Origin of the sequence: Nocardioides sp. 1609 (assembly GCF_004522105.1) — a bacterium.
Lineage (GTDB): Bacteria > Actinomycetota > Actinomycetes > Propionibacteriales > Nocardioidaceae > Nocardioides.
This window is the reverse complement of record NZ_SPUJ01000007.1, coordinates 1-13,857: the sequence shown is the minus strand read 5'-3', so window position 1 is coordinate 13,857 and position 13,857 is coordinate 1. Positions and strand designations below refer to the sequence as shown.

Annotated in this window: 13 protein-coding genes; 8 read left to right on the top strand and 5 right to left on the bottom strand. The window is 72.5% G+C overall.

The window, feature by feature from the left end:
• The first annotated feature begins 3 nt into the window (after positions 1-3).
• Positions 4-1,545, top strand: a complete 1,542-nt coding sequence (locus E4623_RS18740; RefSeq protein WP_134768107.1) for an amidohydrolase family protein — start codon at positions 4-6, stop codon at positions 1,543-1,545.
• A 116-nt stretch (positions 1,546-1,661) separates the two neighbouring features.
• Here E4623_RS18740 and E4623_RS18735 read toward each other — a convergent pair whose 3' ends face one another.
• Both E4623_RS18735 and E4623_RS18730 read right to left on the bottom strand, forming a co-directional pair.
• On the bottom strand, positions 1,662-2,540 hold the full coding sequence (locus tag E4623_RS18735) for an SGNH/GDSL hydrolase family protein (RefSeq protein ID WP_134768106.1): 879 nt from the start codon (positions 2,538-2,540) through the stop codon (positions 1,662-1,664).
• Positions 2,541-2,549: 9 nt separating this feature from the next.
• The gene (locus E4623_RS18730; protein ID WP_245155170.1) at positions 2,550-3,668 is read right to left on the bottom strand and encodes a PucR family transcriptional regulator; all 1,119 of its coding nucleotides are present in this window, start codon (positions 3,666-3,668) and stop codon (positions 2,550-2,552) included.
• 142 nt (positions 3,669-3,810) lie between these two features.
• On the opposite strand from E4623_RS18730, the gene E4623_RS18725 reads away from it, so the two are divergent.
• The 5 genes from E4623_RS18725 (at position 3,811) to E4623_RS18705 (ending at position 8,540) form a co-directional block, all read left to right on the top strand.
• Positions 3,811-4,962, top strand: coding sequence for a ferredoxin reductase (locus tag E4623_RS18725; RefSeq protein ID WP_134768104.1), 1,152 nt, complete (start codon positions 3,811-3,813; stop codon positions 4,960-4,962).
• Between the two features lie 23 nt (positions 4,963-4,985).
• Positions 4,986-6,230 carry an acyl-CoA desaturase gene (locus tag E4623_RS18720; RefSeq protein ID WP_134768103.1) on the top strand — a complete coding sequence of 415 codons (1,245 nt, stop codon included), beginning with the start codon at positions 4,986-4,988 and terminating at the stop codon, positions 6,228-6,230.
• A gap of 140 nt (positions 6,231-6,370) precedes the next feature.
• Positions 6,371-7,132 (top strand): DUF4397 domain-containing protein, encoded by a 762-nt coding sequence (locus E4623_RS18715; protein ID WP_134768102.1) that lies wholly within the window; start codon positions 6,371-6,373, stop codon positions 7,130-7,132.
• Positions 7,133-7,134: 2 nt separating this feature from the next.
• Positions 7,135-7,860 (top strand): class F sortase, encoded by a 726-nt coding sequence (locus tag E4623_RS18710; protein WP_134768101.1) that lies wholly within the window; start codon positions 7,135-7,137, stop codon positions 7,858-7,860.
• Complete coding sequence (locus tag E4623_RS18705; protein WP_134768100.1) at positions 7,857-8,540, top strand: hypothetical protein; 684 nt, start codon at positions 7,857-7,859, stop codon at positions 8,538-8,540. Before E4623_RS18710 ends, E4623_RS18705 begins: the two co-directional genes overlap by 4 nt.
• 56 nt (positions 8,541-8,596) lie before the next feature.
• On the opposite strand, the gene E4623_RS18700 is transcribed toward E4623_RS18705, so the two are convergent.
• Positions 8,597-9,562, bottom strand: a complete 966-nt coding sequence (locus tag E4623_RS18700) for an MsnO8 family LLM class oxidoreductase (RefSeq protein WP_167736756.1) — start codon at positions 9,560-9,562, stop codon at positions 8,597-8,599.
• Positions 9,563-9,685: 123 nt separating this feature from the next.
• Between E4623_RS18700 and E4623_RS18695 the strand changes: the two genes are divergently transcribed.
• Together E4623_RS18695 and E4623_RS18690 are read left to right on the top strand one after the other, a co-directional pair.
• Complete coding sequence (locus tag E4623_RS18695) at positions 9,686-10,225, top strand: YaeQ family protein (protein ID WP_134768098.1); 540 nt, start codon at positions 9,686-9,688, stop codon at positions 10,223-10,225.
• 163 nt (positions 10,226-10,388) lie between these two features.
• Complete coding sequence (locus E4623_RS18690) at positions 10,389-10,976, top strand: hypothetical protein (RefSeq protein WP_134768097.1); 588 nt, start codon at positions 10,389-10,391, stop codon at positions 10,974-10,976.
• Positions 10,977-11,241: 265 nt separating this feature from the next.
• On the opposite strand, the gene E4623_RS18685 is transcribed toward E4623_RS18690, so the two are convergent.
• Together E4623_RS18685 and E4623_RS18680 are read right to left on the bottom strand one after the other, a co-directional pair.
• Positions 11,242-11,523 carry a hypothetical protein gene (locus tag E4623_RS18685; protein WP_134768096.1) on the bottom strand — a complete coding sequence of 94 codons (282 nt, stop codon included), beginning with the start codon at positions 11,521-11,523 and terminating at the stop codon, positions 11,242-11,244.
• Between the two features lie 321 nt (positions 11,524-11,844).
• Positions 11,845-13,056 (bottom strand): MFS transporter, encoded by a 1,212-nt coding sequence (locus E4623_RS18680; RefSeq protein ID WP_134768095.1) that lies wholly within the window; start codon positions 13,054-13,056, stop codon positions 11,845-11,847.
• Positions 13,057-13,857: the final 801 nt, after the last annotated feature.

Genomic DNA, 13,857 nt, shown 5'->3' with positions numbered 1-13,857 from the left:
CGCGTGGGCGACCTGCTGCTGCGCGAGTGCCGGATCGTGCCGTTGGGCGACGGCGAGGCCGCGCCGGCGGGCGGCGAGCCGGTCGACGTCCTGGTGCGCGACGGGCGGGTCGCCGAGGTCGGGTCGTCGCTGACGCGGCCGGACGGCGTCGAGGAGGTCGCCGCGGGCGGCCGGTGGCTGGCCCCAGGTCTGTGGGACCAGCACGTGCACCTGGGCCAGTGGACGCTCACCCGGCAGCGGGTCGACACCGCCGGCGTCGGCTCACCCGACGACGCCTGCGCCCTGGTCGGCGCCCTGGTCAGCGCCTCGCCCGGCCACCCCGTCATCGGCTGGGGACACCGCCCCGGCGTCTGGGCGCGCGACGCGACGGTCGCCGAGCTGGACGCCGTCTCCGGGGTCACGCCGGTCGTGCTGATCGCCGGCGACGCCCACCACGCCTGGCTCAACAGCGCCGCGCTCGCCGCGCTCGGGCTCGGCGCCCGCGACGACGTGGTGCGCGAGAACGAGTGGTTCGCGGCCTACGAGCGCCTCACCCGGCTCACCGGCGACGACGGCACCGGCGCGCCGGCGTACCGCGCCTCGCTCGAGGACGCCGCCGCCCGCGGGGTGGTCGGGCTGGTCGACTTCGAGTTCACCGGCGGCGCTGCCGAGTGGGTGGAGCGGTGGGGGGCCGGGTGCGACCTGCTGCGGGTGCGGATGGCGACGTACGCCGAGGGGCTCGAGGACGTCATCGCCGCCGGGCTGCGCACCGGTCACCCGCTCGACGGCGACGGCCGGCTCGTGATGGGCTCGCTCAAGATCATCAGCGACGGCTCGCTCAACACCCGGACGGCGTGGTGCTGCGAGCCGTACTCCGACGGCGACCGGCTGCCGTACCCCTCGGGCGCCGCGAACCTCGCGCCGCACGAGCTGCAGGCGCTGCTCGCCCGCGCGCACATGTCGGGCCTCACCGTCGCCACGCACGCGATCGGGGACGCCGCCGTCGCTGCGGCGCTCGACGCCTACGCAGCGACCGGCGCGACCGGCTCGGTCGAGCACGCCCAGCTGATCGCCCGGGACGACGTCGCCCGGCTCGCCGCGCTCGACCTGCGCGCCAGCGTGCAGCCGTCGCACCTGCTCGACGACCGCGACCTCACCGAGCTGATCTGGCCGGGCCGCGGGGACCGGTCGTTCGCGTTCCGCTGGATGCTCGACGCCGGCGTCCGGCTGGTGCTCGGGTCGGACGCCCCGGTCTCGCCGCTCGACCCGTGGCTGTCGATCGCGGCCGCCGTCCACCGCAGCGCCGACGACCGCGACCCCTGGCACCCCGAGCACGCGCTCACCCCGCGCGAGGCGCTCGCGGCCTCCGTCGACGAGCAGCCGACCGTCGGCGTCGGCTCCCGCGGCGACCTCGCCCTCCTCGACCGCGACCCGCTCGCCCCGGCCCCCGCCGACCGCTACCCCCCTGACCGCGACCCCGCCGACCGCGACCCCGCAGCCGACCTCCGGGCCATGACCGTCGCCCTCACCGTCGTCGACGGCGACGTCGTCCACCGCACCCTCTAGGACGCCGACCCGTCACCTATAGGTGACGGGTCAGCGGGGGATCGGGGTCGACCCGTCACCTATGGGTGACGGGTCAGCGGGGGATCGGGGTCGACCCGTCACCTATGGGTGACGGGTCAGCGCAGGGCGGTGATCAGGTCGGCGACGGCGGCCTGCTCGGCGGCGAACGGGTGGAACGGGATGGTGCCGTCGGGGGCGGTCTCGGCGCCGTTGACCCAGGGGTCGTCGGAGCAGATGTCGTGGCCGCGGCTGGCCCGGGCGACGTCGACGAAGTCGAGGTCGCGCTCCTCGGCCTGGGACTGGAGGGCGTCGGAGAGCCCCTGCGTGATCTGGTTGAGGAACGGGTAGTCGCCGGCGGCGAGCGGCACCAGGTCCGGGCAGGTGCCGCGCCGGGGGAGCAGCGCCGGGTAGCCGACGACGATCACCCGGGCGTCGGGCGCGGCCTCCTGGACGGCGTCCAGGGTGGCGCCGATGTTCTCCTCGATCTTCGGCAGCAGGTCGTCGGCCTGGGGCTCGACCGTGTCGGTGCACGGCGTGCCGGGCGCGTCGGGGCCGGCGCCGCTGCACTGGCCGATCAGGGTGAGGAACAGCTCGAAGTCGTTGCCGCCGATGCCGAGGGTGACCAGGTCGGTGTCGGCGTCGAGCGCCGGCACCTGGTCGGCCAGGACGGTGTCGGTGGTCGCGCCGCTGCAGGTGACGTCGGTGAGGGTGATCGACTCGTCGGCCTCGGCGACCAGGTGGGCGTAGTTGTGGTCGGAGCGGAAGCAGCCGTCGGCGCCGGAGGTGTTGGGGACGCCGGGCGCGGCGGCGTAGGAGTCGCCGAGGGCGACGTAGGAGACGGCGTCGGCGGGCGCGCCCGCCGAGGTCGACGCCGAGGCCGACGCCGAGGTCGAGGTCGGCTCCGGCGGGGGCGTGGTGGCGGACCCGTCGTCCGAGCAGCCGCTGACGCCGAGCGCGAGGGTGCCGGCGAGGAGGAGGGGGACGAGGCGACGCACCGCGCCAACCTACGGGGCGACCCCGAGCGCGAGGGTGAGGGCCAGCACGGTGTCGGGGTCCTCGAGCCCCTCGCCGAAGGCCTCGCGCAGCTGCGTCATGCGGTAGCGGACCGTCTGCGGGTGCACGAAGAGCGCGGCTGCGGTGTCGTCGCGCCGGCCCTGGTGCAGGAGCCAGGCGCGCAGGGTCTCGGTGAGCTTCTCGACGGTCGCCGGGCGCAGGCCGGCCAGCGGCGCCAGGGCCCGGGCGCGCAGGTCGGCGAGCGCGTCGGCGTCGGCAGTGAGCACGAGGGTCGCCAGGTGCCGCTCGGTGTCGTCGGGGAGGCCGAGCGCCCGGGCCCGCAGCGCCCGCCGGTACGACGTCCGCACCTCCAGCCAGGGCCGGGCCGGGCCGACGACCGCGCCGCGACCGCGCAGGGTGCGCAGCAGCGCGGTGCGGGAGCGGCCGTGCGAGTCCGGCACGAGCAGCAGGACGACGCCGTCGAGCCCGGGTGCCTCGACGGCGACCAGGGTCGCGGCGGGCAGCGAGGCCAGGGCGGGCCGCACCTGGGAGTCCGGGACGATGACGGCGGTCAGGGTGGCCGGCTGCGGCCAGTCGGCGCGCTCGGCCGCGGCGACCACCTGCTCGGGCGTGGAGTCGCCGACCAGGTGCTGCGCCAGTCGCTCGAGGTGGCGCTGGCGCACCCGGCCGGTGCTGGCGAGCTCGTCGGTGTGGCCGGCGACGCTGGCCGCGGAGAGCTCGTCGATGTAGGCGAAGACCAGCGCCGCGAACGACGCCAGCGTGTCGGCGTCCAGCCCGGCGCGCACCGCCCCGCTCGCCATCTGCTGCCAGGAGACGCGCGCGCCGATGCGGTAGGCGGCGAGCAGCGCGTCGGTGCTGCGACCGCTGCGCGCCTCGCCGCGGCCGAGCTGGTAGGCGCCCTCGACGGCCGGCGCGGCCGGCGTGCGCGGGTCGGACCCGCGGCGTCCGCTGGCGAGGGAGAGGAAACCTCCGAGCGCGATCTGGACAGCACTGGATATCGTCTCGCCCATGGGCCCGCTGAACGCATCGGTGTAGCCCGGGACCTCCTCGATGATGGCGGCGACGACGTCGTCGGCCACGCGGGGGAGGTCGGCACGGATCCCGCTCACCACCCCCGAAGGCAACAGCAGGCCATGAGCGGCGGTCTGGCGGGGCCGTGGCGGCATATTTTGTCCTTTGTGAACAAAAGCACGAGGGAGGTTCACATGGTGAGGTCAGGAGTTTAGCGCCTGCAGCGGGCACAATGAAGATATGACGTCCACCGCCCTGCCTCGCGAGGCCGCCTCAGCGGCCGGCCCGGCCCGGCCGACCCCGCAGGAGACCCCGCGGCCGACGCTGAGGCAGCGCCTCCGCGCCCTCGCGGACGCCGCCGTGACGCCGCTCCAGCTCGACGACGTCCTCGACGTCTTCCACCCGCTGCGCGCCGGCGCCGACCTGCGCGGCCGGATCGTCGAGATCCGCCCCGAGACCGCCGACTCGGCGACGATCGTCCTCAAGCCGGGCAAGGACTGGGGCGGCCACGTGCCCGGTCAGTACGTCCGCGTGGGCGTCGACGTCGACGGCGTCCGGCTGTGGCGCACCTACTCGCTGACCCACGGCCCGCGCCCCGACGGCCACGTCTCGATCACCGTCAAGGCGATCCCCGGCGGTGTCGTCTCCGGGCACCTCGTGCACCGCGCCCGCGTCGGCCAGATGATCCAGATGGCCCCGGCCGAGGGCGACTTCGTGCTCCCCGTGCCGATGCCGGCCAAGCTCCTCCTGGTCACCGGCGGCTCGGGCATCACCCCGGTCATCGGGATGCTGCGCAACCTGTACTCGCGCGCCGTCGTCCCGACCGTCGACATCGTGCTGGTGCACATCAACGTCTCGCAGGACTCCGCGATGTTCCGCGACGAGCTCCGCGCCCACGCCGCCGCCGGCCACCTGCGCCTCGTCGAGCGCTACGACGTCCGCGACGGGATCCTCGACGTCGACCACCTCGCCGACCTGGTCCCCGACCTGGACGACCGGCTCACCTACGCCTGCGGCCCGGCCGGCCTGCTCGACGCCCTCGAGCGGCACCACGCCGACCGCGGCCTCGACCTCACCACCGAGCGGTTCCGCCCGGTCACCCTGGGCGAGACGGGCGACGGTGGCACCGTCACCTTCACCAACGGCATCACCGTCGACGCCGACGGCACCACCCCGATCCTCGACGCCGGCGAGAGCGTCGGCGTCCTGATGCCGAGCGGCTGCCGGATGGGCGTCTGCTTCGGCTGCGTGCTGCCGATGCGCTCGGGCGCCGTCCGCGACATGCGCAACGGCGCCATCACCGTCGCCGTCCCGGGCGAGACCGGCCCCGAGGGCGTCCCCATCCAGACCTGCATCAGCGCCGCCGCCGGTGCCTGCACCATCGACCACTGATCTCCACGAGAACAGGACTCCTCATGACCGTCATCACCAAGCTCCCCGTCAACCCGACCGCGCACCTCTCGGACACCGACGTCGAGCAGCTCGGCCTCGAGCTCGACGCGATCCGTCAGGACATCCTCGACGCGCGCGGCGAGAAGGACGCGGCCTACATCCGCAAGGTCGTCGACGTCCAGCGCAAGCTCGAGCTCGGCTCGCGCGCCGTCCTGCTGGCCAGCGCCTTCCCGCCGGCCTGGGTCGCGGGCACCGTCGGCCTGAGCGTCGCCAAGATCCTCGAGAACATGGAGATCGGCCACAACGTCATGCACGGCCAGTGGGACTGGATGCGTGACCCGAAGATCCACTCGACCACGTGGGAGTGGGACAACGCCTCCACCGCCGAGGGCTGGAAGCACTCGCACAACGAGATCCACCACACCTACACCAACATCGTGGGCAAGGACAACGACCTCGGCTACGGCATCATGCGGATCGACGAGGACCAGCGCTGGCACCCGATGCACCTGGGCCAGCCGCTGTGGAACTTCATCAACGCGTGCTTCTTCGAGTACGGCATCGCCGCCTACGACCTCGAGCTCGGCAAGAACCTGTCGGTCCCGAAGGAGAAGCGCAGCGAGACCTTCAAGGCCAACGCCCGCAAGACGCTGGCCAAGATCCGCAAGCAGGCGACCAAGGACTACGTCGTCCACCCGGCCCTGTCGATCCCGACCGGCTCGTTCCTGCCGACGCTGGCCGCCAACTTCACCGCCAACCTGGTGCGCAACCTCTGGTCGCACTCGGTGATCATGTGCGGTCACTTCCCCGAGGGCGTCGAGACCTTCGAGCGCAAGTCGATCCCGGCCGACGAGACCCGCGGCCAGTGGTACCTGCGCCAGATGCTCGGCTCCGCCAACATCTCGGGCTCGAAGTTCATGCACCTGATGACCGGCAACCTGAGCCACCAGATCGAGCACCACCTCTTCCCCGACCTGCCCAGCAGCCGGTACGCCGAGATCGCCCCGCAGGTGCAGGCGCTGTTCGAGAAGTACGGCCTGCGCTACCACTCGGCCCCGCTGCCGCAGCAGGTCGGGAGCGCCTGGCACCGCGTCGTCCGGCTGTCGCTGCCCAACGGCTTCCTGGCCACCACCGAGGTCAAGAACGTCCCCGAGCAGGCCAAGCTGCTGTGGGCGATGAGCACCAAGGGTCCCAAGATCCGCCGGGCCGCCCAGGCCCGCCTGGTCCAGCTCGAGAAGCGCCAGAAGGCCGAGCAGGCCGTCGCCTGATCCCGGCTCCGCCGGAGCCTGCTCCGCCGTGCCCGCATCCCCAACGTAGATGAATCGCACGACGGGCGCGGCGCGTCCCTCGACCCCCGACGCACGATGAGGCAGCGCGCTCCGGGCGCGCTCCTACCGGGGGGTTGGTCATGGGGTTCTCACGTCTGCTTGCTGTCGGAGTCGTCGTCGGTGCGGTCGCGGCGGTGACGGCCGTGGCCGCGCCGGGATCGGGTGCCGGCGCGGCGGGACCGTCGCCGCGCGCGGCCGGGTTTGTGGTGTTCGTCCAGGCCGTTCCCGGCGCCGAGATGGTCGTGACCGTCGACGGCGAGGAGGTGGCCGCCGGGCTCGCCGACGGGGCCGTGGCGCCGCCGGTGTCGCTGGACGCCGGCCCGCACGCGGTCGAGTTCGCCTTCGACGGCGGCACCGTCGAGGCGACCGTCGACGTCGGCGCCGGGTCGTCGAGCGACGTCGTCGTGCACAACCCGGCCGCGGTCGACGGCGACCCGGTCGTCAGCATCTACCCGACCCCGATGGACCCGATCGGCCCGGGCAAGGCCCGGGTCGTCCTGGCGCACACCGCGACGACGGCACCGGCCGACGTCGAGGTCGACGGCCAGGTCGTGTTCACCAACATCGCCAACGGCGAGTACGCCGAGGCCGACGTCGCGGCCGGCGCCCACCAGGTCGCCCTGCTCCCCAGCGGCGTCGACGGGAAGCCGATCCTCGGCCCCCTGGAGGTGACGCTGCGCGCCGGCACGCTGACCTCGGTCTACGCCGTCGGCAACCCGCGCCAGGGCTCGATGAGAGTGATCGTCCGCGAGACCCCGCTGCGCGGCGACGGCACCGAGCCGCCCACGCGGGTGGAGACCGGCTCCGCCGGCCTCGCAGGTCTCGCCACCCCGGCGAGCTGACGGTGCCCGCGCCCTCTCCGACCGGCGCGACCCCGCGCCGGTCCAGGAAGGCGGCCTGGCGCCTGTCCCGAGACGTCGTACCCGCACGCGCAGCCGCGGCGGCGGCCCTGGCGCTCGTGCTCGCCGGCTGCGGCGCTCCGGACGCCGACCGGCCGGCGGCCGGCGCCGACACCCCGGCCGCGACGGGCGCCCCCGCCGCGGCGCCCGACGGGAAGGCGCCGCCGGCGGCGACCGCACCGCGGGTCGGCAGCTCGACCCCGGAGCCGCCGGTCGCGATCCGGCTCCCCGACGGCACCTCGATGCCGGTCCTGGAGGCCGGCACCACCTCCGACGGCCTCCTCGACGTGCCGCCCGACGTCCGCGCGGCGGGTTGGTGGCCGGGGGGATCCCGGGTCGGCGACCCCTTCGGCAGCACCCTCGTCGCGGCCCACGTCGACTCGAGGGCGCAGGGGCTCGGACCGTTCGCGTCCCTGCTGCAGGTCCAGCGGGGCGACACCGTCCGGCTGCGCTCGCGCCGGCTCGAGCAGGTCTTCCGGGTCACCTCGCTGCGGCTGGTGCCGCGGTCGTCGTTCGAACGCCGGCCGCGGCTGCACTCGCCGCGCGGCACCCGACGGCTCGTCCTGGTGACCTGCGCGCCGCCGTACGACACCACCCGCGGCGGCTACCAGAACCTCGCCGTGGTCTCCGCGGTGCCCGTGGCCGGGGCGACCGGGAGGCGGGGCCGATGACGCGGAACCGCCGGGACTGGGCCGTCGGCGCGCTCGCCGGGCTGACCGGCATCGGCGCGACCGCCGGCTTCGCCGTGCTGATCCTGGGGTCGTTCGGCGACGGGGGCGGGTCCGAGCGCACGGTCGCACCGCCCGCGTCGACGGCGCCGCTCGAGGAGCCGGTGGGCCAGGACGTGCGGGCCGTCGTGGCGAGCGACGGCTCCATCGAGATCGTGCACCGGGTCGTCACGGCCACGCCGGTCTCCTCGATCCTGCTGCGACCGGGACCGCCCTACGGGCAGCTCGGGGTCGCTGAGGTCGTCGGCGTCGAGGTCAGCACCGGGGGGACGAGCGTCGCGAGCCAGGTCGCCGTCGGCCTGCGGGCGCAGTCGGTCTCGCTGGGGCGCCTCGTCCACGAGTTCACCGTGACCTACCGGGTCGTGCCGCCCCGCGTCGGCACCGCGACCGCCGTCGACGGCCGGTCGCTCGTGTTCGTGCCCGTGCTCGACCTCGAGTACGACGACGAGGCCGGGCCCGTGCGTCGCCGGGTCAGCGCCGAGGGGGAGATCCTCAACGTGGCCTGCGTGCGCGCCGCCGTACCCCGGCCGTGCGGCTCCGCGACGCGAGAGGGCTGGGAGGTCGACCTCGGCGACGTGGTCCGCGACGTCAGTCTCGTCGTCCAGCTGCAGCGCGGGGGCTGAGGCGAGGACCCGACCGGCGACCCAGGCCGCTCAGGCCGCTCAGGCCACTCGGGCCGCTAGGCGACGAGGTCGCGCAGCATCCGGTCGGAGGCGAGCAGCGCGTCGCGGTCGTGGGTCGAGGTGCTGGCCATCAGCTCGTCGGCACCGGCGCGCTCGGCGAGCCGGTCGATCCGCCGTCGTACGGTCTCGGGGCTGCCGGCCACGGCTCGCTCCAGCGAGTCCTCGACCCGGCGCCGCACCTGGCTCGGCCAGTCGGCGTCCCGGATCGCGGCCACCGGCTCGAGCGGCGGGAACTCCCCGGTCTGCCGCGACATCGCCATGGCCCAGGCCTCGGGCAGCGCGAGCTCGCACGCGGTGGCGTCGTCGTCGGCGACGGTCACGTCGAGCGAGATCGTCACCCACGGCACGCTGTCGCGGCCGGGCCGGAACTCGCGCCGGTAGCGCGCGAGCATCCCGGTCAGCTCCTCAGAGTCGAGCACCGGCCCACCGACGACGACCGGCATCCCGTGCCGCGCGGCCGTCTCGATGCCCCGCCCGGTGGCGAGCAGGTACGTCGGCAGCGGGCGACCCGTCACCGGCCGCGCCGTCACCTCTGCGGTGCCGTCGAGGTAGCCGTGCAGCTCGACCAGGTCGTCCTCGAACGAGTCCGCCGCCCCGACCTCTCGCCGCAGCGCCGCACGCACCGGCGCCGTGAACCCGGCCGACCGCCCCAGCCCGAGGTCAACCCGCCCGGAGTGCAGCGCGTCGAGCACGAGGAACTGCTCGGCCACGACCAGAGGCTGGTGCAGCGGCAGCATCACCCCACCCGACCCGATGCGGATCCGCGACGTCCGCGCCCCGATCGCCGCCAGCAGCACCGCCGGCGTCCCGGACGCGATCCCCGGCACCGCATGGTGCTCGGCCACCCAGAACCGCTCGTAGCCCACCGCCTCCGCGTGCTCCGCCCGCGCCACCGTCGCCTCGAGCGCCGCCGCGTCGGGCAGGCCGGCGCGAGTCCGGGACCGGTCGAGCAGCGAGAGCATCACGTCGTCTCAACGCGCTGCGGGCCGGTCGACTTCCCGCTGGCTGCGCGCGTCGGTCCGCCGCGATCAGGCGACGGTGATGACGGCGCGGGAGGTCCCCGTTCCCGGACTAGGCTGAGCACCATGGCGGCCGGCGCGACTATGCACACGTTTGAAGTCGAGCTGGCCGACACGGATCGCGGCGTCTACGAGGAGTTCACGCTGCGCGCGGCGCGGCATCCGTCAGAGACCGAGGCGTACCTCGTGACGCGCGTGCTCGCCTACTGTCTCGAGCACGAAGAGGGCATCGCCTTCAGCGAGGGCATCTCGGCGACCGAAGCCCCGGCGGTGCTGGTGCGTGACCTGAGCGGGAAGCTGCTCGCCTGGATCGAGGTCGGCGCACCGGATGCCGCGCGGCTTCACACGGGCAGCAAGGCTGCCGAGCGCACGACGATCTACACGCACCGCGACCCGGCCAAGGTGCTCGCGCAGTGGGCAGGGGCGAGGATCCACCGCGCCGCCGAGATCGTGCTGCACAGCTTCGATCCCGGGTTCATCGATTCAGCGGTGGACACGATGGAGCGCCGCAACACGATCACGCTCACCGTGACGGAGCGGCAGCTCTACCTGGAGCTGAACGGCGTCCACCTCTCATCGGCGGTGCACGACCACCCGATCAGCTAGCGGGAGCGACCTCCCGCTGCCGATCCTGATGCGCGACTTCCAACGCGCGTCAATGCACCGCCTCTGGGAGAGGTCGATACGCCCGACTCTGCCGAGAGTCGGGCAGCGGGCTTGGCCCTGCGCGTAGCCCGTCCCCCCGGCCGCGCGTGGTTCACTCGTCGCGATGACAAGCGAGACAGGGCAACACACCCCTCAACTGCGCACCCAGCGGCGCTGGCCCCTGGTCCTCGTCGTCGCCCTCGTAGTGCTTGTCGGATTGCTCGCGGCAGGCGTGTTCACCGACCACAGAGTCGGCATCGTCGCTCAAGCGCCGGCACTTTGGATCGCGTTGGGGGTCCTCGTAGTCGTCGCTTGGGTCCGTGAGCTCGCGGCCGAGATCAGGACGCTGCTCGCTGCCTTGTCTCTCGTTCTTGGACTCTTTGGAACGGTGCTACAGCCGACGCTGATTGCCAGCCAGCAGCTCGATGGCGGCCGGCTCGTCGTCCAGGTCCAGACCGTGCGAAGTTTGAATCCTTTCGACAGCCTGTCGCGCGTCGAGCTGCGTGTCGTTCGCACCGGCGTGATCGAGCACGAGCTGATGTCCGTCTGCCTAGAGGCCGACTCGGCATGGTCAACAGACTTCGTCATTCGTGACACCAAGGACGGATTTCAGACCGAGTTCATCGACGTTGGCGCAGAACTTCACCGCTGGTCGATTCGAGGTGACGCCGTTGTCGTCCCGGACTCGGTGGGCCCATACCTCTGTTCGTGACCGGCCCCTGTTTCTTCGATTCACGGCCAAGCTTGCGGAGCCCTCATTCGAGCCCCGACCATGCCGCACCACGGGCTCCGCCCGACCATGCCGCGCTGAGGGCGAAGTCCATAGATCCCTAGATGCGCCTGAGTTGCTGGTCGCACGCAGACTGGACAGCCCGGCCTAGTTCCTCATCTGGACGGCCCCACCTGCCCTCGCGTTCGTCGTCCATGCCATAGACAGCAGCCAGAGGCTCCTCGAAGTATTCGACGGCGTAGTTGCCTTACGAGATGGACTCGTGCACCACGTCGATAACCCAGCCCCAACTGGCCAAGCCGTCGGTGTGAAGTGCTGCGATGTGGTCGAACGCGACTTTCACGTCGGCTTGGGTAGTAGTCAATGCGGTCACGCCCGCCTCTTCAAGCGCGACAGCCAACAGGTCCCTCACTGCCCTGGAGTCCTTGCCTGACAGGCCAGCCAACTCAACCACGGCGTCGCCATCGAGGCCCTCCACGAGCCAATGTGCCGCCCACATGGGGACCTCTTCTGCCTGGAGGATGTCCAACCGCAGCCACGCTGCCACGAGTCGTGGCGAGGGCACAGGACTCGGTTCAGGCATTGGAAGATGGTTGCGTGCGGAACTCGCGTTCGCAACTGGCTCAGCCGACTGGCCGCGCCGCATCCGCCCGACCATGCCGCCGAGCGGGCTCCGCGCGACCATCCCGCGCGAAGTGCGCGCTCATGCCGAGAGTCGGGCGTCCTCGGATCTGGCTCGACGACGATGCTCGTGACATCGACTACGCACGCTGGACCCGACCGGCTTTCCGAGCCGTCGTCGCGAGCGCTGGCAATTCACATCACGGCAAAGAGGTCTGATGGCGCGGCGTCACGTGGCTATGGGGCACGCGTCCGCCTGGGCGCCCGGCTGCGCGGCTGGCTCTCGACGTCGTTGCGACGTCAGTTCCGGCACGAGGCTCATCAGGGCGAGCGCGGCTAGCGAGGCGCCGACGACGAGCGGGGCCAGGACGCCGTAGGCGTCGGCGACCACGCCGCCGGTCGCGGTGCCGAGCAGGATGCCGCTGGTCACGATCGTGGGTGTCATCGCCATGACGGCAGGGGTCGCCCCGCCGACGGCGATAGTGCGGGCGGTGTGGGCGGCGTTCAGGCTGACTCCGGTGCCGCCGATCAGGATGAGGGCGAGGATGGCCACGGGAAGCGAACCGGGTGCGAGGCGGAAGAGGAGGAGGCCGGCAAGCATCACAGCGACGCCGATCGCCACAACCCGGGTCGGACCGGTGTGGGTGACCCGGCCGACGTAGTAGTTGCCGACGACGGATGCGAGTCCGTAGACCGTGAGCAGCCATGGCACCGCGCCCTCGGCGACGCCGGTCTCGTCTTGCAGGATCGCGCTGAAGAAGCCGAACGCCACCAGCGCGCCCCCGATCGAGAGGCCCGCCGTCACAAAGGTGGCCCACAGCCGGAGGTCCGCCAGCTGACCGACGAGCTCGCGGGCCGGCGTCGGGGTCACACCGGGCAGTGGAGGCAGCGCGGCCGCGATCGCGACCGCGGCAAGCAAGACGACCACAGTGTCGGCGTGGAACGCCCACTGCCAGGTGAGCGACTGCCCAGCGAAGGTGGCCAAAGGTAGCCCCAGGGTGGTTCCGATCGTGACGCCGGCGAAGACGCGAGCGGTCGCCTGCGGCTGGGCCTCGCCAGGAACGAGCCTCGTGACGGTCGACAGGGCGACAGTGAAGTACGCCGCAAGGGCGAGCCCGCTGACCATCCGCAGCGCCAGCAGCACCGGCCACGGGGACAGCACGCCGATCGTCTGCACAAGCGCGAACAGCACCAGGATCCCGGCCAGCACGTTGCGCGCGCCGTAGCGCGTCAACGGCATCCCGAGAGCCCACCCGCCGAAGACCTGCCCCAGGGCAAAACCGGAGATGAGCATCGAAGCCGCGCCGACCGTCACCCCGATGTCGCGCGAGATGTCCGGCAGCAGACCAGCGGCCATGAACTCACTGGTCACCATCGCGAAGATTCCGGTGGTGATCAGCCACACCGAGGGCGGGACGTCTTCTCCACTGAACTTATCCACGAGCGACCTCAACCAAGACCGTGAACCGACTATTCCGGCCGAGGTTGCGCACGGGCCCCGCAATCGGGGACATGCTGACGATGGCGGAGGAAGACAGATCCTGGACGCGAAGGGTCTTCACATCGCTCCGTCCGACCATGCCGCGGACAGTGTGCGCATCGGCGGCGCGTCACACCGAATGTGTCGACGCTGCACGTCGCTGCCGTTTATCAGTGTGGCCGGAAGTGGGCGGCGGGGTCGGAGATCCACCCGCGGACCCCTGCTTGCTGATCGCACAGGTCTGCGCGAGACCGAGGGCCCAGCACGTCGGGCATCCGCGCAGCAGCGCCGCGGACGGCACGATGAGCAGGAGCGCGAGCGGCCCAAGCCACGGCACCAGCGCAAAGGCCGCCACCATTGTGGGCAGGCCCAGCGCTCCTCGGACGAGGTGTCTGGTGATGCTGCGGCTGGCGAACATGGTGTCGGGGTGGCTCACCGTATGGGTTCGACGCTGACGCAATGACCGGATGGGACCACCTCAGACCACGAGCGTAGGGGACTGCTGCACGAACACACGGCCATGTGACCTAGCCCCTTCCACCGCCTCTGGAACAAGCCATCCGTCTGATCATGCCGATGCTCGCGTTGCGTCACGCCGGACTTGAGGGCCGCCGCGAGAGCGTCGTCATGCTGTGTCAGCGGCATGGCTGCGGGCGGTGGGTGTGTCAGTGCGCCGCGTCGTACTGCTCGACAACCGAGGATGCGATCCGTCCGCGCTCAGACACTCCGAGGCCTTGCTCGCGTGCCCAGTCACGGATCTTG

Coding starts and splice junctions, on each gene's coding strand:
- E4623_RS18715 (WP_134768102.1), top strand. CDS start 6,371: ATGGGGTTCTCACGTCTGCTTGCTGTCGGAGTCGTCGTCGGTGCGGTC.
- E4623_RS18720 (WP_134768103.1), top strand. CDS start 4,986: ATGACCGTCATCACCAAGCTCCCCGTCAACCCGACCGCGCACCTCTCG.
- E4623_RS18700 (WP_167736756.1), bottom strand. CDS start 9,562: ATGCTCTCGCTGCTCGACCGGTCCCGGACTCGCGCCGGCCTGCCCGAC.
- E4623_RS18725 (WP_134768104.1), top strand. CDS start 3,811: ATGACGTCCACCGCCCTGCCTCGCGAGGCCGCCTCAGCGGCCGGCCCG.
- E4623_RS18695 (WP_134768098.1), top strand. CDS start 9,686: ATGGCGGCCGGCGCGACTATGCACACGTTTGAAGTCGAGCTGGCCGAC.
- E4623_RS18690 (WP_134768097.1), top strand. CDS start 10,389: ATGACAAGCGAGACAGGGCAACACACCCCTCAACTGCGCACCCAGCGG.
- E4623_RS18705 (WP_134768100.1), top strand. CDS start 7,857: ATGACGCGGAACCGCCGGGACTGGGCCGTCGGCGCGCTCGCCGGGCTG.